20 protein-coding genes are annotated in these 19,256 nt (G+C 63.8%); 11 read left to right on the top strand and 9 right to left on the bottom strand.

Translation table 11 applies throughout. The annotated features are described in order from the left end of the window. Positions 1 to 124 precede the first annotated feature (124 nt). Complete coding sequence (locus tag AWB68_RS27705; protein ID WP_087647538.1) at positions 125 to 778, bottom strand: glutathione S-transferase family protein; 654 nt, start codon at positions 776 to 778, stop codon at positions 125 to 127. 268 nt (positions 779 to 1,046) lie between these two features. Between AWB68_RS27705 and AWB68_RS27700 the strand changes: the two genes are divergently transcribed. Then, a complete protein-coding gene (locus AWB68_RS27700) occupies positions 1,047 to 2,546 on the top strand; it encodes a polyhydroxyalkanoate depolymerase (RefSeq protein WP_235028529.1) in 1,500 nt (499 codons plus the stop codon). 27 nt (positions 2,547 to 2,573) lie between these two features. On the opposite strand, the gene AWB68_RS27695 is transcribed toward AWB68_RS27700, so the two are convergent. From AWB68_RS27695 to AWB68_RS27680, 4 genes are all read right to left on the bottom strand, one after another. After that, entirely contained in the window at positions 2,574 to 3,017 is a 444-nt protein-coding gene (locus tag AWB68_RS27695; RefSeq protein WP_087647537.1) for a cupin domain-containing protein, read from the bottom strand. A 91-nt stretch (positions 3,018 to 3,108) separates the two neighbouring features. Beyond that, positions 3,109 to 4,437, bottom strand: a complete 1,329-nt coding sequence (locus AWB68_RS27690; protein ID WP_087647536.1) for an ATP-binding protein — start codon at positions 4,435 to 4,437, stop codon at positions 3,109 to 3,111. After that, a complete protein-coding gene (locus tag AWB68_RS27685) occupies positions 4,437 to 5,150 on the bottom strand; it encodes a response regulator (protein ID WP_087647535.1) in 714 nt (237 codons plus the stop codon). The genes AWB68_RS27690 and AWB68_RS27685 overlap by 1 nt, the downstream gene beginning before the upstream one ends. 158 nt (positions 5,151 to 5,308) lie before the next feature. Then, positions 5,309 to 5,611, bottom strand: a complete 303-nt coding sequence (locus tag AWB68_RS27680; protein ID WP_087647534.1) for an EF-hand domain-containing protein — start codon at positions 5,609 to 5,611, stop codon at positions 5,309 to 5,311. 377 nt (positions 5,612 to 5,988) lie between these two features. On the opposite strand from AWB68_RS27680, the gene AWB68_RS27675 reads away from it, so the two are divergent. Then, positions 5,989 to 6,312, top strand: coding sequence for a hypothetical protein (locus tag AWB68_RS27675; RefSeq protein WP_200828808.1), 324 nt, complete (start codon positions 5,989 to 5,991; stop codon positions 6,310 to 6,312). Between the two features lie 22 nt (positions 6,313 to 6,334). Here AWB68_RS27675 and AWB68_RS27670 read toward each other — a convergent pair whose 3' ends face one another. Beyond that, positions 6,335 to 7,024, bottom strand: a complete 690-nt coding sequence (locus AWB68_RS27670; protein WP_087647532.1) for a DUF3313 family protein — start codon at positions 7,022 to 7,024, stop codon at positions 6,335 to 6,337. A 368-nt stretch (positions 7,025 to 7,392) separates the two neighbouring features. Here AWB68_RS27670 and AWB68_RS27665 point away from each other — a divergent pair, with 368 nt between their 5' ends. The 8 genes from AWB68_RS27665 (at position 7,393) to AWB68_RS27630 (ending at position 15,286) form a co-directional block, all read left to right on the top strand. After that, positions 7,393 to 7,674: a DUF3303 domain-containing protein gene (locus AWB68_RS27665; protein WP_087647542.1), complete on the top strand. Its 282-nt coding sequence runs from the start codon at positions 7,393 to 7,395 to the stop codon at positions 7,672 to 7,674. Positions 7,675 to 7,921: 247 nt separating this feature from the next. Next, on the top strand, positions 7,922 to 8,743 hold the full coding sequence (locus AWB68_RS27660) for a 3-oxoadipate:acetyl-CoA acetyltransferase (RefSeq protein ID WP_087647531.1): 822 nt from the start codon (positions 7,922 to 7,924) through the stop codon (positions 8,741 to 8,743). 303 nt (positions 8,744 to 9,046) lie between these two features. Beyond that, positions 9,047 to 9,736 (top strand): FadR/GntR family transcriptional regulator, encoded by a 690-nt coding sequence (locus AWB68_RS27655; protein WP_087647530.1) that lies wholly within the window; start codon positions 9,047 to 9,049, stop codon positions 9,734 to 9,736. A 484-nt stretch (positions 9,737 to 10,220) separates the two neighbouring features. Beyond that, positions 10,221 to 11,360 carry an ABC transporter substrate-binding protein gene (locus tag AWB68_RS27650; RefSeq protein ID WP_235028530.1) on the top strand — a complete coding sequence of 380 codons (1,140 nt, stop codon included), beginning with the start codon at positions 10,221 to 10,223 and terminating at the stop codon, positions 11,358 to 11,360. Between the two features lie 81 nt (positions 11,361 to 11,441). Next, positions 11,442 to 12,521 (top strand): ABC transporter ATP-binding protein, encoded by a 1,080-nt coding sequence (locus AWB68_RS27645; protein WP_087647541.1) that lies wholly within the window; start codon positions 11,442 to 11,444, stop codon positions 12,519 to 12,521. Beyond that, entirely contained in the window at positions 12,518 to 13,387 is an 870-nt protein-coding gene (locus tag AWB68_RS27640; protein ID WP_087647528.1) for an ABC transporter permease, read from the top strand. The genes AWB68_RS27645 and AWB68_RS27640 overlap by 4 nt, the downstream gene beginning before the upstream one ends. Positions 13,388 to 13,488: 101 nt before the next feature. Further along, positions 13,489 to 14,328 carry an ABC transporter permease gene (locus AWB68_RS27635; RefSeq protein WP_374729613.1) on the top strand — a complete coding sequence of 280 codons (840 nt, stop codon included), beginning with the start codon at positions 13,489 to 13,491 and terminating at the stop codon, positions 14,326 to 14,328. Between the two features lie 22 nt (positions 14,329 to 14,350). Then, positions 14,351 to 15,286, top strand: coding sequence for an aldose epimerase family protein (locus tag AWB68_RS27630; RefSeq protein ID WP_235028528.1), 936 nt, complete (start codon positions 14,351 to 14,353; stop codon positions 15,284 to 15,286). A 115-nt stretch (positions 15,287 to 15,401) separates the two neighbouring features. Here the strand turns inward: AWB68_RS27630 and AWB68_RS27625 are convergent, their stop codons facing one another. Continuing rightward, on the bottom strand, positions 15,402 to 15,857 hold the full coding sequence (locus tag AWB68_RS27625) for a response regulator (RefSeq protein WP_087647525.1): 456 nt from the start codon (positions 15,855 to 15,857) through the stop codon (positions 15,402 to 15,404). A 178-nt stretch (positions 15,858 to 16,035) separates the two neighbouring features. Between AWB68_RS27625 and AWB68_RS27620 the strand changes: the two genes are divergently transcribed. Continuing rightward, on the top strand, positions 16,036 to 16,731 hold the full coding sequence (locus AWB68_RS27620) for a response regulator (RefSeq protein WP_087647540.1): 696 nt from the start codon (positions 16,036 to 16,038) through the stop codon (positions 16,729 to 16,731). 9 nt (positions 16,732 to 16,740) lie between these two features. Here AWB68_RS27620 and AWB68_RS27615 read toward each other — a convergent pair whose 3' ends face one another. After that, positions 16,741 to 18,756, bottom strand: coding sequence for an ATP-binding response regulator (locus AWB68_RS27615; protein WP_087647524.1), 2,016 nt, complete (start codon positions 18,754 to 18,756; stop codon positions 16,741 to 16,743). Between the two features lie 265 nt (positions 18,757 to 19,021). Continuing rightward, entirely contained in the window at positions 19,022 to 19,183 is a 162-nt protein-coding gene (locus tag AWB68_RS48370) for a hypothetical protein (protein ID WP_160110074.1), read from the bottom strand. Positions 19,184 to 19,256: the final 73 nt, after the last annotated feature.

The raw sequence follows: 19,256 nt of genomic DNA, 5'->3' as shown, positions 1-19,256 counted from the left end.
AGCAGCAAAGAAAGTGAGTCCCGCCCCGGACAGGGGCAGAGCAAATAGACCGCTAAGAAAACAAGTTCCATAGAAGCGCATCAACATCAAACGGCGTAAACACCACTCCCAAGCGCCAGCGCCCCTAAAACTCGACATCGAGCTCGTCGATTTCTTCGACTTCGTGTTGCGCATCCGAGATCCACTGCTGCATCTCCGGCATCGCAAGAATAAGCTGCCCATACCCGACGATTTCCGGATCGAGCTTCACGTCGTATGTCACGAAGCGTGTCACTACCGGTGCGAACATCGCGTCCGCCGCAGTCCGCTCGCCGAACAGATAAGGCCCGCCATACTGCGCAAGACATTCGTGCCATATCGTCGTGATCCGTTCGATATCGGTCTGCGCGCGCGCCCACACCTTGAAGCCGGGAAAGTGCGCCTTGAGATTCATCGGCAGCGCAGAGCGCAGCGAGGCAAATCCCGAGTGCATCTCGCCGCAAATCGAGCGGCAGTGCGCGCGTTCGCGACGGTCGGCCGGCAGGATCCCCGAATCGGGGCATACTTCATTCAGGTACTCCGCGATGGCGAGCGTATCCCACACCTTGACGCCGTTGTGCACCAGGCACGGCACGAGAATCGATGGCGAGAGCAGCAGCAGTTCGGCACGCGCGCCGGGGTCGTCGACGGGCATCACGACCTCCTCGAACGGTAATCCGCTGAATCGTGTGAGCAGCCAGCCGCGTAGCGACCACGACGAATAGTTCTTGCTGCTGAGGGTTAGCGTCGCATTTGCCATACGAATCTCCAGCCGGTTAGAAAACGGGCGACGAAGTCCGGGGCGCACCCGCGATGCACGCCGTCGTGCGCTGTCGCACCAAATAGCGGCAAAATAAGTGCACGGGCGGGATAAGCGCAAGTGCCATGCCAAGCGTATGAGGCTACTATGCTCGGGTGACGCGCAGGTGAATGGCAAACGGCCCGCGGGCAACGCAAGCGATGCGTTTGGCATACGTATTGCGTTCCTCAAGGGTTCCTTTTCAGTTTCGCGCATTCGCGGGAGATCGATGAACCCCTTCGCCTATCCCGCCTACCAGGCGTTCTCCGACCTGATGTTGCCGCTTCGCCACGGCGCCGCGCTGGTCAATCACGCGCTGGCCGCCTGGCAGACGATGGCCGCAACGCCTCAGGGCCGCGAACTTCGTGCGAACTGCGATCTCATGACGCTCGCCGGGCTCACGCATTCGCGGCCACCGTTCGAAATCGACTCGGTCGAGATCGACGGCAAGACGGTCGCCGTCATCGAGGAAGTCGCGGCGGCGACGCCGTTCTGCTCGCTCGTCCACTTCGCGAAAGAGACGACAGCGCACACGCAGCCACGCGTGCTGGTCGTGGCGCCCATGTCGGGGCACTTCGCGACGCTGTTGCGCGGCACGGTGCGCACGGTCCTCGCCGATCACGACGTCTACATCACCGACTGGCACAATCCGCGCGACATCTCGCTCGCGCACGGCCGCTTCGGCTTCGACGAATACGTGCAGCACATCATCGACTTCATTGAAGTGATCGGTCCGGGCGCGCACCTGCTCGCCGTCTGCCAGCCGACGGTGGCTTCACTCGCGGCGGTCGCACTGATGGCGGCGGACAACAACCCGGCGCAACCGGCGAGCATGACGCTGATGGCGGGTCCGATCGACACGCGCATCAACCCGACGCGCGTGAACGATCTCGCCAAGAGCAAGCCGCTCGACTGGTTCGAAAAGCATCTGATCAGCACCGTGCCGTTCGGCTTCGCGGGCGCGCACCGGCGCGTCTATCCGGGCTTCATGCAGTTGAACGCGTTCATGGCGATGAACCTGTCGCGCCATTTCGACTCGTTCGCCGACATGCACTACCAGCGCGCGAAGGGCGATCCGCAGGTGGCGGACGCGATCCGCGTCTTCTATGAAGAATACTTCGCCACGATGGACCTGACGGCGGATTTTTATCTGGAGACCGTCGATACCGTGTTCCAGCGTCATTCATTGCCGCTGCACGAACTCGAAGTGCGCGGGCGCAAGGTGGAACCTTCGGCGATCCGGCGCACGGCGCTGCTCACGATCGAAGGCGAGCGCGACGACATTTGCGCAGTCGGCCAGACGCTCGCCGCACAGGACTTGTGCGACAAGCTGCGGCCATATCTGAAGACGCACCACGTGCAGACGGGCGTCGGCCACTATGGCGTCTTCAACGGCAAGCGCTGGGAGCGGCATATCTATCCGCGCGTGCGCGCCATGATCCACGACAACGAGGCGAGCCCGATCAACGTCAACGCGCGTTCGCAGCCGATCGTCCCGCTGCAGTCGATCCCGCCGATGCACAACCCGGCGGTGGCGAGCGTGCTCAACGAGCCGGGCAAGACAGGCAAGGCCGGCAAGACCGGCGCGGATATCAAGGCGCCGCAACGCCGCTCGGCGATCGCGCCCGAGCACATGATCGATCCGCAGGAACTGGCCGAAGACGTGCCGGGGACGCAGGCCGTGAAGACCGACGGAGACAGCGATCTTTCCGCGTCGAGGCCGTCTTGAGCTTGAGCTGGAGCTTGAGGCGCGGCCTCAGGCCGGCTCGCTCACCCACGGCGTGACGGCGGGGACGTCGCAGGGGCCGGCGGCATCGATGGTCTTGAAGTCGGCCGGTCCGACGATCTCCAGGTACTCCATGTCCTCGGAATAGTCGAACAGGAAATGGACGATGCCGGGCGCCTGATGGACGCAATCACCGGTGGCGACGAGCGTCTCCTTGTCGCCGTACATGAAGCGGGCCCAGCCCTTCAACATGATCACGACGTGGAACTCGGCCTCATGGCGGTGCCAGCCGGTGCCTTGCTCTGGTGCGGCATGCGCCTTCACGAGTTGCGCGAGGACCTTTCCGTGCGTCGCTTGCGCGATGCCCAGATCGCGGTAGAGGAAGAAATCGCGCAATCCTTCGGGCTCGTAGGCGGTGTCGTGGGGACGGACATGCGAAAACTTCGTGGGGAATTCGAACGATTTGGCGGACATGGTGCGCGCTCCCGATGGGGTGAAGGACGATGGGTGGGGTCGTGGACAAGCATCAAGTGTTCCAATGGCCGTTCCAGCCTGATGTTAGCCGTCAGCGCTCAGCCACTCCAAACCTCACCACCGCCTCCATCCCGCCGCCCTCGCGCGCCCGAAGCTCGAGCGTCCCCCCATGCAGCTTCGCAATCCGCTCGACGATGGCAAGCCCAAGCCCCGTACCCGCCGGATGTCCCGCCCCGCCACGCCCGCGCCTGAACGGCTCCTTCAGCTTCTCCATCTCGTCCGGCGCGATCCCCTTGCCGCGATCGCCAATCGCGACATATACCGCGCGCCCGTCGGCATCGGTCCACGTGCGCACCGACATCCCGACCACGCCATACAGCACCGCGTTCTGCATCAGGTTCATCAACATGCGCATCGTGCTGACAGGACGGAACGGGAACGCCGGCACCTCGCCAAGCGACAATTCGAACTCATGCCCGAGCCCCGCAAAATCCCCGGCAAGGCTCGCGACCAGCGCATTCAGATCGCCAACGACAGGCGCCTCGCGCGCGCCGCTCCCCGCATAGTCCATGAACTGCTGGAGGATGCTGTCGATCTGGTCGAGATAGTTCTCCGACGATGCGACGAACGCCTGGTCGCCGCCCGCCGGGATCGCCATCGCCATTGCGAGACGCAGCTTGGTGAGCGGCGTGCGGATGTCGTGCGAAATGCCCGCGAGCATCAGCGCGCGGCTCGCCTCGGCTTCGCGCAGCGCCTCCGTCATGCGGTTGAACGCGACGCTCACCTGGGCGATTTCCGTCGGGCCGTCGGTGGGCAGCGGCTCGGGCTGGCCGCCCGCGCTCAAGTGGCGCGCAGCACGCGCCAGATCGTCGAGCGGCCGGTTGAGGTGGCGCTGGATCAGGTACGCGGTGAGCGTCGCGAGCGCGGCGAGGCCGAGCGAGAGCAGGATCGTCGTGGCGATGCCGTCGCCATGCGCGGCTTCGGGAATGTCGAGCGCGATCCAGTACGGCTCGTTCGCGACGTGGACGCGGAACCACAGGCGCTCTTTACCCGCCGTCTCCCAGCGCACCTGGACGTCGGCGGGAAGATGACGGCGCAGCATTGCAAGGAACGTGTTGCGCTGGTACGTGCGATAAAACGTGCGCAGCGACGGCGGCGGCGCGAGCGCGGCATCGGCGGGCAGGTCGCGCTGGGCGTGCAGCCGCGCGATGAACGCATCGCGTGCATCGGGCGGCGCGGCGGCGACGAGATCGCCGAGCGTCGCGATGTAGTTCGCGAAGGTGGCCGCCGCGCGCTCGATGCGCGGCGTCTGCACGTAACGCATCAGCACCGTGAGCGAGCAGACCTGGCTCAGCGCGACGAGCGCAACCAGCAGCGCGATATTGCGCGCGAAGAGCGAGCGGGGCAGGCGCCACCGCATCACGACTCCAGATCCGCGAGCAGCATGTAGCCGACGCCCCACACGGTCTTGATGAAACGCGGCTTCGACGGATCGGCTTCGACGATTTGCCGCAGCCGGAGCACCTGCACGTCGATGCTGCGATCGAGCGCGTCGTGGTCGCGCCCGCGCATGCGCGCGATCAGGTTGTCGCGGCTCACGGCCCGGTTCGGCGACGACCCGAGCGCGGTCAGCAACTGCATCTGCGCGGAGTGGATCTCGAACGGCTCGTCGTTGCGATAAAGCCGCTGGCGGCCGAGATCGAGCCGGAACTCGCCGAAGCGGATCGACTGCGAGGTGAGCGTCGGGTCGCCCGCGGCGATTTTCTGGCGGCGGAGCAGCGCCCGCACGCGCGCCACGAGTTCGCCCGGCAGGAAGGGCTTGGCGAGGTAGTCGTCGGCGCCGGTTTCGAGGCCGATCACCTTGTCGACGGGATCGCCCTTTGCGGTCAGCATCAGGATCGGCAGCGTGTGTCCTTCGGCGCGCAGTCGGCGGCAGACGGAGAGGCCGTCTTCAGGCTCCATCATCAGGTCGAGCACGAGCAGGTCGTACGGTTCGCGCTGAAGGTAGCGGTCGAGCCGCTTGCTGTCGGCGACGACGCGCACCTCGAAGCCGTGCGAGCCCAGAAAACGCTGCAGCATGTTGCGCAGTTCGGCTTCGTCGTCGAGGACGATGATCTTGGGCTGGGCGTCCATGTCGGCTGGCTCCTTGGCGGTTCTTCGGGCAGTGCTCAACGCTCAGGCGGCGCGCGACGGGCCGTGCCAGATGATCGTGCTGGGTGACGGTGCTTCAGGCGTGCTGGACGAGTGCCCCGTCCGCGCGCCACCGAACATCGCGCGCCACGTCGCAAGCGTCAGTGCGATGCACCGCGCTGACGCATGAATTGCGCGATCTCCGGCAGCGTGACATAGCCTTTCTTCTGCGTATCGATCTCGTCGAAATGCTGGGCGACGCGCGGCATGCCGGCGGCGGCCTGCTCGCGAGTGAGCTTGCCGTCGTGCGTGGTGTTGGCCGTCGTGAAGCGAGTCTTCAACTGCTGCATCGCGTGTTCGACTTGCGGCGATGCGCCCATCGGCTGCGTCGCGGTTTGCGCGAACGCGCTGGTTGAACACGCGATGGCGCCGCAGGCTGCAAGCACGGCCAGCATCTTTTTCATGGGGGATCTCCGTCGAATCGTTGAGCGTTGAGCGGATGGCGCGGGCGTCGTTGCGTCGCAAGCCATCCGCTGACAGATGCATTCTATTGACGGCCGCCTCGCAAAAGCAATTTCAATGGTGCTACGAATCATGTCGCGGCGTGTCACGGCTTTAAGCGCATCGACCAACACCCTTTAAGCGCCTACATCATCCGTCGCCGCCAAGCGTTCGCGACATCGAATGAAATATGTTTTGACTCCCGTTTTCGGGGCGCTTTGCTTATCGTTTGCAACGTCGGCGCCACGAGCGCCTCAACGGTTCGCCCGAAGCGAGCCAACGGCGGAACGCCTTCCTACGCGAAGACGAACCCGTCGCATTCGATGCATAGGGATCTCAAGTGAACTTTCGTATGATCAGCGTTTCCGCCGCCGCCGCGCTTGGCCTCATCTGTTCCGAGGGCGCTTCCGCTTCCACGGTCGTGCGCGTCACCTACATGGCGCCCGCCATCGTCTATGCGCCGCCGCCGCGGCCCGTCTATTACTACGTACCCGCGCCGCCGACCTATGTCGTGCCCGTCGCCACGCGAGTCGTTCCCGTGCCTCCGCCGCCGCCGCGCGTGACCGTGGTGGTGCCGGTGCCGGGCACCTACGCAGCGGGGCCGGGGCCCGTCGTGACCTATGCGCAGCCGGTGATGGTCGTGCCCGTCGCGGGCATGCACTGACATCGCTCGTCGCGCGATGCCGTCAGTGATGGTCCCTGATTGCAACGAACGCCGACTGCAATCGCTTGGCTTTCTTGCCGAGCAGGGCCGGCACTTCGTCGAGCCGGACCGGTTCCGGTTCGGCATCGCCGGGCGGCGGCGGATTGTTGATCGCAAAGAGCAGGGTTTCGCCGTCGGGACTCAGGCCCAACGCCTGCACTGTCATCGTCGTGAGCGACACCTTGCTGATGCCGGCGACGCGCTTCACGCCGTTGATCACGATGCCGACCGGCGTGATGTCGCGCGGACGAAACGACCGCTTCGCGAGACGCACATCCGTGAGTGCGATCTGCACGACCATCGAATCCGGCTGCGGCGTGTCGACCACGTTGGCGCTATTCAGCACTTCGTCGCGCAGGATGTCGGCGAACGCCGAGGTGAGGGCCGCCATCTGGGTCGGCTCGATCCCCTTGTACGGCGAATCGGGCGCAAGGAAGATCTCGATCGGCGCCAGATACACGCTATGCAGCGCCGCTCGGCGCGTGTCGTAGTCGGGCGCGATGTAGCCGGTGGTCCCCGGGAACTGCACGACCGGCACGAGCCGCACGTCCGGCGGGATCAGTCCATCGGCGCGTGCCGCGCTGCATGTGAATGTCAGCGCCAGCGTCAGCGCGAACATGAGCGCGACGGTGAGGCCGGGCAGAACAGCCGGCGATTGCAATCGTCGTTTCATGGCGACTCCAGGGTTGAGTGAGCCTCGTATGGTTCGGTTTTTTTTAAGCGGGAGCCGCTTGCTCAAGAGTTCTAGACCATGGCCTTGCAACTCGCAACTTGATACACGGGCGCCGGTTCATTTCGACGAGGCTGGCGGGCGAGAACGCATGTTTTTTTTAATCAGACATGAAGCGTCCCTCATGCCCGTGTGGCGAGCGCGAGCCGTTCGCGATGAAACTCACTGACCGTCACCGACGACGGGTCCGACTCCTATACTGAATCAGCGACCGGACGATGCGTGTCTCACGCGAGCCCGGCTTGCGGGCAAGCCCGGCGCCTGGCGACATGGAGGCCGGTTTTTCAACGCTTCTCACGGAGGTCAGCACCATGTTATTCATGGCCAGATGGACCGCTCTTCCCGAAGCCCAGCAGGCGGCGAGCGAACTCTTTCGAAAGACCGGCGGAGCGCCGCCGGACGGCATTACGGTGCTCGGGCGCTGGCACGCGGTGGGCTCGATCGATGGGGTCGCGATCTGCGAATGCGCGAGCATCGAGCCGCTTGCGGAGTGGGTGCTCGAATGGGCCCATCTCATGAGCTTCGACGTGAAGCCTGCGCTGACGGACGAGCAACTCGGCAAGCTGCTGACGGCTCAGGCTGCCAAGCAATAGCAGCCGGTTGAGGTGGCCTCTTTTTTGCGGGAGGAGGGCGGTCGGGAAGGCCAGGTCACGCCACCGCTATCGAGACACGGCGAATCGGGAAAATATTCCGCTGTTGCCGGCTTCGTCGATGGTTAGGGTTTGTCGGGCTTGCCGTGTTCCGGCCGTTGCTTCAGAATCATGGGCGTACTAGTTAGTTAAAATTATCGGCAGAACGGCCCCCGACCGCTGGAGCCCAAGCCGCAAAGGAGCGAAGAGCATGACTCAACCCTGCATTATCTCCGTCGCCATCACCGGTTCGGTTCCGAAGAAGAAAGACAATCCGGCTGTGCCGGTCACGATTCCCGAACAGATTGAAAGCACGCATGAAGCGTACGAGGCGGGCGCGTCGCTGGTTCACCTGCACGTGCGCGACGAGGATGAGAAGTCGAGTTCCGACCGTCACCGTTTCGCGGAGCTTCAGGAAGGCATTCGCAAGCACTGTCCCGACATCATCATCCAGTTCTCGACGGGCGGACGCGGACGCTCGTTCGAACAGCGTGGCGCGATGCTGGACCTGGCGCCCGACATGGCATCGCTTGCGACCGGATCGGTCAACTTTCCGACGACGGTCTACGAGAACCCGCCCGACTTCGTGCGCACGCTCGCGCAGATGATGCTCGATCACAACGTGAAGCCCGAGATCGAGATCTTCGACCTGGCGATGCTCTATAGCACCGTCGATCTGGTGAATCAGGGACTGTTGAAGTCGCCCGTGCATGTGCAGTTCGTGATGGGCGTGAAGAACGCGCTGCCGGCGCGGCGCGAGATCCTGGAATTCGAAGTCGAGCAGTTGAAGAAGAATCTCCCGGACGCGACGTGGACTGCAGCGGGCATCGGCCGTCACCAGCTCGAAGTGAATCACTGGACGCTCGAAATGGGCGGGCATTGCCGCACCGGACTCGAGGACAACGTGCGCTGGGACAAGGACACGCTCGCCAAGAGCAATGCGCAACTGGTTGAACGCGTGGCGGGGTTGTGCGCGGAGTATGGGCGGCCGGTCGCGACGGCGGCCGAGGCGCGCAAGCTGCTTTCGATGTAACAGCGGCTTGGCGGGTATCGGGACGAAGCGCGTCGGGGAATTGATCCTGGCGCGCTTTTTTATGAGCGTCGGCGGGGAGCGTTTGAGCGTGAGCGCTAGCAAAGCGAGCGGTCGAAAAGAAAGTGAATCCCGTCCCGGACAGGGTCAGAGCTAATAAACCGGCACGAATACAAGTTCCATGGATGCCTAAGCGCATCAAACGGTGTAAACCCGCCCCCAGGCGCCACCGAACCCCCCGCCCCAACAACTTCGAAAATCTGCCTTACAATCGGGCTTTACGCCAACCAACCGTGAAGCCTGCACATGAACGAGCGCAAAACATCGGGGTTGGCCGACCGGATCTATAGCGACATCCTCAACAGCATCATCGAAGGCGAGTTCAAGGAGGGTGACCGGCTCCTCACCGAACACGCACTCGCCGAGCGCTTCTCGACCTCACGCCCGACCGTGCGCGAGGCGCTCGCGCGCCTGCGCGCCGACGGCATCATCGTCACGCGGCGCGGTTCGGGGACCACCGTGGGCCGCCGTCCCGACCCGGACGTGCGCCGCTTCGCGCCGCTCGAAACGCTGTCGGATATCCGCCGCTGCTATGAATTCCGCGTCGTCACCGAGGCCGGCGCGGCGGCGCTCGCGGCCCGCCAGGCGGACGAGAGCGACATCGCCGCGATTCAGGCCGCGTGGGACGAACTCGAGCGCGTGATCGAAACGCAAGGCATCGGCGCGAAGGACGACTTTGCGTTCCATCTCGCCATCGCGCGTGCGTCGAAGAACCAGTTTTTCATCACGGTGATGTCGTTCATCGAAGAGCAGGTCGTGTTCAGCATGAACCTGTCGCGCAACCTGTCGCTCGTGAAGACGCTCGAACGGCAACGCCTCGTGCAGGCCGAACATCTCGAAGTGCTCGCGGCGATTCGCGCGCACGACCCGGAACGCGCCGGCCGTGCAATGGCCGCCCACCTCGAAAACGCGCTGGCCCGGATGTTCGGGTCGTAGGCGCAAACCCCGCGCACAGGGAATACCACGGCATCAAGTTGTTTGACAACCTTCTCGCGCGGGTGCTAATTTCGCGTCGGTCGACGTGAACCCACGTCAACCCCTGAGTCCGACGCCGCCCGAACATCTCCCGCAGATCAAAGCGGCCGCCCAAGAACTGCTCGCATTCGACCGCTCGCTCACCGAAACAGCCTGACAAATAAGTCAAACAAGTTGGTCGAAAGGCGCTTCGGGTATATCCCGAGACGACGTCGAAAACCCTTGTCGACAAAGCTGCGTGGGCTGAAACCGCCCGCCCCGCTGCTCCGTTTGACAAGGCAAATTTGCTTGACATCACCTTACACGGTTGGCTATTTTCCAGCTTTCAGAAGTAAAAAAACGCCGGCGTAAAAAATCGACCGGTCGCCATCCAAACAAGCAAATGAGACGGAAGTGAGGAGACACTATGAAGTCGCGTACAGGGTTGTCAGTCAGGTGGGCGGCGATGTGCGTCGCGGTGAGCGCGGTGAGCGCGGTATTTGCGACGGCGGCCCAGGCGGCGGACCCGGTGTCGATCAATATCGTCGACGTCGCCGGTAATCTGCAACTGACGCAAAAGGGTTTCGAAGCCTTCAAGGCGAAATACCCGAATCTGGTTTCGGCCATCACGTTCACCAACGCACCCGCGCCGCAGCTGCCCGGCAAGATCAAGGCGATGCAGGCCGCCGGCCGCTCGGACATCGATCTCGTCGTGACCGGCACCGACGCACTCGCGGCCGGTATCCAGCAGGGCCTGTGGGAAAAGCTGCTCCCCGATCAGGCCGCGGCGTTCCCCGGCGTGCTCGACAAATACGCGCCCGGTCCGCGCAAGATGCAGGACATCGCGCAGGGCTACGGGCTGGAAGTGACGTACATGCCCGCCGGGCCGCTGCTCGAATACAACCCCGCCAAGGTCACCGACGTCCCGAAGACGCCCGAGCAACTGCTCGCGTGGTGCAAGGCGCATCCGAACAAGCTGATCTATGCGCGTCCCGCCAACTCGGGACCGGGCCGCACGTTCCTGATGGGCCTGCCGTACGTCCTCGGCGACAAGGACCCGACCGATCCGGTCAACGGCTGGGACAAGACCTGGGCGTTCCTCAAGCAACTGAACGACTGCGTTCCGTACTATCCGGGCGGCACGTCGGCGGTGATGAAGGAACTCGGCGAAGGCACGCGTGACATGACCGTCACGGTGACGGGCTGGGACATCAACCCGCGCGCGCTCGGCATCGTGCCGGCGGAATTCAAGGTGCAGGCCTTCGACAACATGACGTGGGTGAACGACGCCCACTACATGGTGATCCCGAAGGGCGTGCCGAAGGAAAAGCTCGACGTGCTCTACAAGCTGATGAACTTCATGCTGGAGCCGGCGCAGCAGGCGCTGACCTACGACGACGGCTATTTCTATCCGGGTCCGGCGGTAAAGGACGTGCCGCTCAGCATGGCGCCGGCGAAGAGCCAGGAAGTGATCCAGAAGTACGGCCGGCCGGAATACGCGAAGCTGCTGGTGGATCGTCCGCACGTCGTGCCGCTGAATGCCTCGGCGATGGTCGCCGCGTTCCAGAAGTGGGATCGCGAGATCGGCGCGCAGAAGACGAAGTAAGCGGGTTGCTGGTTCATGCTTGAAAACGCGCGGCGGCGCTCGCGGGATGCGAGCGCCGCCGCGTCATCGGGAATAAACGTCATGAAGCACAATTTTGAGCAGTTGCGCCTGGATTCGGTGTCGCGCAGCTTTACGAACGCCGAAGGGCAGCAACTCGCGGCGCTGCGCGGACTCGACCTGAACATCCGGCGCGGCGAGTTCATCGCGTTGCTCGGGCCGTCGGGCTGCGGGAAGTCGACGGCGCTCAACTGCATCGCGGGCCTGCAGCCGCTCACGGGCGGCGGCATCTGGCTCGACGAACAGCGCATCGACGTGCTGCCGCCCGAGAAGCGCGGCTTCGGCATGGTGTTCCAGAACTACGCGCTGTTTCCGCACATGACGGTGCTGGAGAACGTCGGCTTCGGCCTGAAGATGCAGGGCGTGCCAAAGGCGGACGCGCTGCGCCGCGCGAAGGCGGCGCTGCAACTCGTGCAACTGATCGGACACGACACGAAGCTGCCGGGCCAGCTTTCGGGCGGGCAGCAGCAGCGCGTCGCGATCGCGCGGGCGATCGTGATCGAGCCGCCGCTCGTGCTGATGGACGAACCGCTTTCCAACCTCGACACCAAGCTGCGCATCGAGATGCGCGCGGAAATCCGCCGCATCCACGGCCAGCTCGAACGCGCGACGATTTACGTGACGCACGACCAGGACGAGGCGCTGTCGATGGCCGATCGCATCGTCGTGATGAAGGAGGGCGTCGTGCAGCAGGTCGCGGCGCCGAAAGAAGTCTACGGCCGGCCGAAGAACCTGCACGTCGCGCGCTTCATGGGGTTTCGCAACGTCGCGAGTTTCACGCTCGAAGGCACGCAGGGCGAGGCGGTCGCGGTCACGGCGAACGGCGTGCGGCTCCTCGGCACGCCGATGGAAGGCTTCAACAGCAAGAACGTGAGCGTGGCGCTGCGTCCCGAAGACATGGAGCGTGCCGCGCCCGGCACTGAAAACGCGTTCGATGCGCAGGTGGAAACCGTCGAATACGGCGGCCGCGATTCGCTGGTTCGCGTGAATACCGCGTTCGGCAAGCTGTGGGCGCGGCTCGTCGGCGAATGCAGCGAAGGCGAGCGCATCACGCTGCGCGTGGCGCCGTCGCGTACGCTCGTCTACGACGGAGAAGCGCAATGAGCACCGTCGCGCTGCCGGTCAGGCGCGATCCGAAGGGCTGGCTCGTCACGCCGGCGCTTTTGTTCATCGTCGCGCTGTTCATCTATCCGTTCGCCTACGGACTCGTGCTGTCGTTCACCCCGATGAACGGCGGCGGCGTGCTCGCGAACTACATCACGTTCTTCACCGACACGTCGATGTGGCCGACGATCCTCGTCACGCTCAAGCTCGCAGTGCCCGCGACCGTCATCAACGTCGGCGTGTCGGTGCCGGTGGCGTTCGCGCTGCGACGCAATTCTCCGTACCAGAAGTTCGTCACGACGCTGCTCGTGATTCCGGTCACGCTCGGCACCGTGCTGATCGCCGACGGCATGCTTACGTACTTCGGCCCGAACGGCTGGTTTCCGCAGGCGCTGCAGGGCCTGCACCTCTACACCGACGAAGTGCGCCTCACGCACAACTACTGGGGCGTGCTGATTTCGCTGATCGTGTCGGGCTTTCCATTCGCGTTCCTGCTCACGCTGTCGTATGTGACGGGCATCGACCCGACGCTCGCGCGCGCCGCCGCGACGCTCGGCGCGAGCCCGTGGCAGCAGTTCCGGCAGATCTACCTGCCGCTCCTGATGCCCGGCCTAACGATGACCGCGTGCCTCTCGTTCGTGCAGGCGTTCTCGGTGTTTCCTTCGGCCGTGCTGCTGGGCGCGCCGGCCGGCCCGACGCGCGTGATCTCGATCGCCGCCGCCGAAGCCGCGTTCGAAAGCTACGATTATTCGCTCGCATCGACCATCGCGATCATCATGGGCTTCGTGCAGTTGCTGGTCGTCGGCGGGATGCTGAGCGCGCGGCGCTTCTTCTATACCGGGCCGGTGACGGGAGGCAAGGGCTGATGGCAACCGACAACCGGGCCGCGAGCGGCTGGCAGGGAGCCGGAGCACCCGAGACTGTTCCGAACGGTGGAGCCGAACGTGGAAAAAACGCAGGCAAGAACATGAAACAGCGGACCAGCGTGCCGGACAGGCTGTGGAAGGCCCTCGTCTGGGCGACGATGGGCTTTTTCCTGCTCAACGTGCTGCTCCTGATCGCGACCGTCGCGGTGAATTCGATCGCGACGCGCTGGTTCGGCACGCTCTTGCCGCAGGGCTTCACGCTGCACTGGTACGGTCAGGCGTGGAGCGACTTCCAGTTGACGAGCGTGCTGTGGGTGACCGTGCAGGTGGTCGGCGCGGTGGTGATCCTGTCGATCGTGCTCGGCGTGCCGGCCGCCTACGCGCTCGCCCGCGTGCAGTTCCCGGGCAAGCGCCTCGCGATGCTGGTCTTCCTGCTGCCGTTGATGGTGCCGCCCGTCACCTACGGCATTCCGATGGCGACGGTGATGTACAAGGTCCATCTCGCCGGGACGCTGACCGGCGTGATCCTCGCGAATCTGGTGCCGGCGCTGCCGTTCGTAATTCTCGTGATGACGCCGTTCATCGAGCAGATCGATCCGAACCTCGAATCGGCGGCGCGCATCTTCGGGGCGAACACCGCGCGATACTTCCGCTATGTGCTGCTGCCGCTGCTCGTGCCGGGCATGCTCGCGGCCGGGCTGCTGGTGCTGGTGCGCACGATCGGCATGTTCGAACTCACCTTCTTCACCGCCGGGCCGACGACGCAGACGCTCGTCGTCGCGCTGTACTACGCGGTGTTCTCGACGGGCGTGCGAGCGCCGCAGTCGATCGACGCGATGGCGATGATCTACATGGCGATCACGCTGGTGTGGGTGCTGATCGCGCTGCAGTTCGTCAGCCCGACGCAACTCGTGTCGCGCGTGAAGGAGCAGAAACAATGAGGTTTGCGGCGAGATGACCGGCATGGAACGAAAGGTGACTGAACTGAACGCGGCCGACCGCTTGCGGATCGCACGCGGGCCGCTTGTGATCGAAGTCGCGCCGACGGCCGGCGGCCGGATCACGCGCTTCTCGACGACGCTCGAAGACGGCCGGGTCCACGACTGGCTCGTGCCGATCACCGTCGGCACCTGGCCCGCCGATGCGTGGCCGAAGGGCGGCTGCTATCCGCTCGTGCCGTTTTCGAACCGCGTGCGCGATGCCCGCTTCACGGCGCCGGACGGCACGCGCGTCGAACTCTCGACATTTCCCGGCGCGCCGCACGCGCTGCACGGTTTCGGCCAGTACGAGCCGTGGACCGTCGAGGCGCAAAGCGCGGACGAAGTCGTGCTGCGCCATGCGCATGCGGCGGGGCAGGAAGGATGGCCGTGGGCCTTCGAAGCGACGCAAACCTTCACGCTGACCGACCAGGGCGCGCGGCTCACGATGCGGATCGCGAACCGATCGGCGCAGGAAATGCCGGTGGGTTTCGGCTTTCATCCATACTTTGGTGCAGTGGAAGCCGAACTCGACGCGCAAGTCACGTGGCGTCATGAGGAAGAGATCGCAGTCGAGCCGTCGCAGGAAGTGCCGGCTCGCCGTCACGGGCGGGAAGCTGTGGGTTACACGCGCTACCTCGGCGGCTGGGGCCGGCACGCGACATTGCACTATGCGGGCGGCCCGACGCTGGCCATGAGCGCCTCCGACGCGCTCTCACACGTCGTCGTGCATTGCCCCGCGGGGGGCGCCTACTTGTGCGTCGAGCCGGTGTCGCACGTCAGCGACGGCTTCAACCTGCTCGCCCAGGGCCATGCCGGCACGGGCGTGGCGGTCATCGCGCCAGGTAGTGAAAGAGAGGCGTGGCTCGAGCTGGGAACCGGCGTCCGCCCGGACGCGCACGGCGGCGACGCCGCCTCGTAGCAGCCTCGACGGAGCCGACACGCGACGCACGCGACGCACGCGATGCGCGCGACGCATGAGCCGGCATGACGCCCCGCACGACGAGGCAAGTGTCCTTGTTCATCACCAACCTCCCTTAATGAGTCGCCGGAGCGAAAAAGAACGCATCGACGAGATCGAGAATGCGCCACGTCGAGCAGGGCCGGCGGCAATGCGCATCGAAGCCTGCGTCCTTGAGGGTTTCAATCGGATCGGCGGGCCACACGTTGCTCATCGCGACGAGCAGCCGTCCGGTGAAATCCGCGTCCATGCGCAGCGTGCGGATGAAGACGTAGCCCGATTCGCTGTCGAGGTTCGTATCGAGGATCAGCGCTTGCGGCTTCCAGTTCTGCACGAGCGAGCGCACCGACTTCAGATCCTGGCAATGAATCACCTGCAGCCCCTTGAGCCGCAGCATCACGGCGATCGATTCGGCGATCGATTTGTCCTTGTGGGCGACCACCACGCGGCGCGGCGAGCCCTGCGTTCCCGCTCGCTTGATACTCCACAACGCGAACTGTTTCTCGTCGTCGACAGGTGATCGGCTTGCCATGTGCTCCTCCGGGAATGCGGTGGATCGGATGAGCCATTCTCGACCGGACGTGCCTGGCGAAATACCCGCACCGAGCAGGGTGAGCGCGGGCCTTCAGGAGGGGTGGTTATCCCCGCGAAAGGAGGGTGGCGCGGGGTTCGTGCGAGCGTACTATCGCCTCATGTTCTCGGGGACTGCAATGGAAAACGGATACTTCAAAACAGTATTGCTGGTAGAGGACGAAGGGCTCACGCGCAGCGCGATGAAAACGCTGATTCTCGCGAATGAGCCGCTGCTTGAAATCGACGAAGCGGACGGTTTCGAGCAGGCGAAAGCCAAGTTGTCCGCGGGTTCGTACGATCTGATGTTCCTCGATTATCACCTTCGGGGAAATGCGACCGGCATGGACCTGCTCAACTGGATACGCGAGGAAGAGCGCGAGGTGCAGACCATCATGCTTTCGGCACAGGACGACCGCGACACCGTGCTCGACTGCATCAAGAGCGGTGCTTGCGGATTCATCTCCAAAGGCAGCGAGCAGGGCGCGGGTGTTTTTCGTGAAGCGCTTCGTACGATCCTGAGTGGACGGGTGTATTTGCCCAACACGGTGCTCGGCAAGGGCGGACACAGCCCGAAACCGGTCGCGACGCATTCGAGCCCGACGGTGGAATCGCTCGAACTTCCGCCGCGCCTGACCGAAACCCTGCGCTATCTATTGCAGGGTCTGTCGAACAAGGCGATTGCGCGAAAGATGAACATCAGCGAGAACACGGCGAAGGAATATTCGAGCGACCTGCTCGCACGCTTTCACGTCACGCGCCGAACCTTCCTGATCGTCGAAATGGCGCGGCGCGGCATCGAAATGCCGATGAGCAATCCGGCGTCGGCGTCGTGATTGCTCGCCTCAGGCGGCGACTTCGTTCGGGCAGCGGCCTGCCACCAGCGAAAGGATCTCCTGGCGCAATTCGGCCGTGCTCACCGGCTTGCTCAACACATCGTGGGTGCAGGCGAGCGGAATGATCGTCGCCTGCGGCTCGCCCGTGACGACAAGCGTCGGGCAGGGCTTGCCGAGTTTCGCCGTGAAGAGCATCGCGATTTCGCGAGCCGTCTTGAAGTCGCGCAGGCGGTAGTCGGTGATGATCAGGTCGGGAATGCGTTCGAGCGAATCGAGGATTTCCTCGTACTCCTCGAAGGTGGCCGCCGAATCGAACAGCACGCCCCATTGCGACAGCAACGCCTCGGTCGATGCGCGCACGAGGCCGTCGTCCTCCACCAGCAGCACATAAAGGCCGGCGAGCTGCCGGGCCTCCTCGGGGTCGGCACGGGCGGGCACGCGCGGCGAGGGCTTGTCGGGCGTCGCGCCGCATAGCGGCATTTCCACCGAAAAACGCGAGCCCAGTCCCTCGGCCGATTTCAATTCGATCCGATGCTCGTCCAGCATCGAAATGACCGCGTTCACGATGGAAAGCCCCAGTCCGAGACCCTTGTCGCGATCCTGCTCCGGATTGCCGACCTGGAAGAACGGCTGGAAGATCGATTCCCAATGCGCGTTCGAAATGCCGATGCCGTTGTCGACGACATCGATGCGCGCGCGCGTCGCCGAGCGCACGAGGCCCACGATCACCGTCGGCTTCGCGGTCTGGCCGGTGTTGGCGTACTTGATTCCGTTCGAGACGAGATTCGCCACCGCACGGCACAGCCAGTGCGCGTCGCTGCGTACGCAGACGAGGGCTTCCTTAGGCAGGCGCAAGCGCAGATCCACGCCCCGGCTCTGGGCGAACGGCCGAAGCTGCTCGGCAGCCTCCTCGATGATCAGCCTCAGATCAAAGACGTGATAGCGCGGCACGACGCGGCCCGATTCAAGCCGCGACAGATCGAGCACGGCGTTCAGGAGTCGCGCGAGAATCTCGGAAGACCGGCCGCATTCGTCGATCAAACGTCCGGCTTCCTTGAATTCGCCGTGGCCGATGGCTTCGGACGCGGCCTGCAGGAACAGGTTGAGCGCATGCATCGGCTGGCGCAGGTCATGGGTCGCCGCCGCGAGAAAATTCGATTTGTCCTTGCTCGACGCTTCGGCCGCGAGCATTTGCTGCTCCTTTAACGCGAGCAATGCGTTTGTCTTGATTTCCTGATCTTTTTTCGAAATCTCCAGTTCGGTGTTTTTGCGCTCCAGTTCGACATTCGTCATCGAAATCTCATTATTGAGCGACGCAAGCGCGCGTTCGGCGGAAAACCGCTCGCGTGAAACTCTTTCGGCGTGCACGCACACGCCATGGCCCACGATGGTCATATTGAACAGATAGAAGAGCCCTGCGGCGAAATCGGTCGGATTCAGCACTTTCAATGTCAGCTGAAGCAAGATCAGGGCGGCAAACGTGACAATGGCGACCGTCAACGCGTACTTGGACCGCAAATAGAAAAACGAGAACTGGAAAAACAGCGCGAGATAGAGCCCGGTGAAATGCTGCATGTAGTTATAGGGCGCGGGGGTCACGGCGATAATCCCGAGCAGCAGGAATATCAGGCCATAGACGCCCGTCAGGATGACCCGGGTCGATGTCTCGTGCGAGCGGAATGACGGCCGAAGCACCAGAATGCCCGTGCAAAAGAGCAGCGCGACGCCCAATAGTCTTAAAACCAGCAAGTACGTCAAAGCATCGTTCAGCACCTTCATTCGCTGCGCGTTGTTCATGTCCCACCACAAAAAGCAGGTCCATAAACCCAGCGCAAGCAGCGTCGACGCCCGCCGAAAGGCGCAAAACCGCTGGCTGTGTTCTTCGAGAAAGCGCGCTTCGATTGCCGGGTCCGCAAAGGGTGCGGGGATCGACAGATTCTCTATCAGACTTGCGCCGGCTTCTCGTGCCGCCGCGGAGTACGACCAATTCCTTTGAGCACCGGCAATCCGGTTTGGGACATGCATGTCACGCTCGCATATTACAGAAGGGAGGTTAACTACTTTAGGCGACATCTCACCCGCGACAAGCGTGTTTTTCGGACGAAACCAAGAATGCTGAGAACCAGCATCGGAGGAAGGGATTTGCCGCGGCCGGCGGGGCGCCGGTGGAACCGCGCACTACGCGGGAGCTACCCGCGAACTACCCGCGAATTACCCGACTACGCTGTGGGACAAAAAAGCGGTTTCGATCAAGCGACGCCCTCGGCACAGGGACGAGGGCTTCTGCCGCTCATCCCTTTGGCTTGGCCTTGGTGCTGCGCTTGGCGACCTGCATTTCCTTGCCGCCCTGCGACTTGGCTGCCGATGGCTTCGCGCCGGCCGCGCTTTTCTTGCGGCTCGACATTTCGGTTTCGGCGGGATTGCTCGGCGGGGCTTTTCTCGGTGATGGCATGTTGACCTCCTTCACGTGTCGAATTGACACATGTTAAAAATAGGCGCCATGTTGCCGGGAATCAAGAATGCTC

This window comes from Caballeronia choica (assembly GCF_001544535.1).
GTDB lineage: Bacteria > Pseudomonadota > Gammaproteobacteria > Burkholderiales > Burkholderiaceae > Caballeronia > Caballeronia choica.
This window is presented reverse-complemented; position numbering and strand designations above follow the sequence as displayed.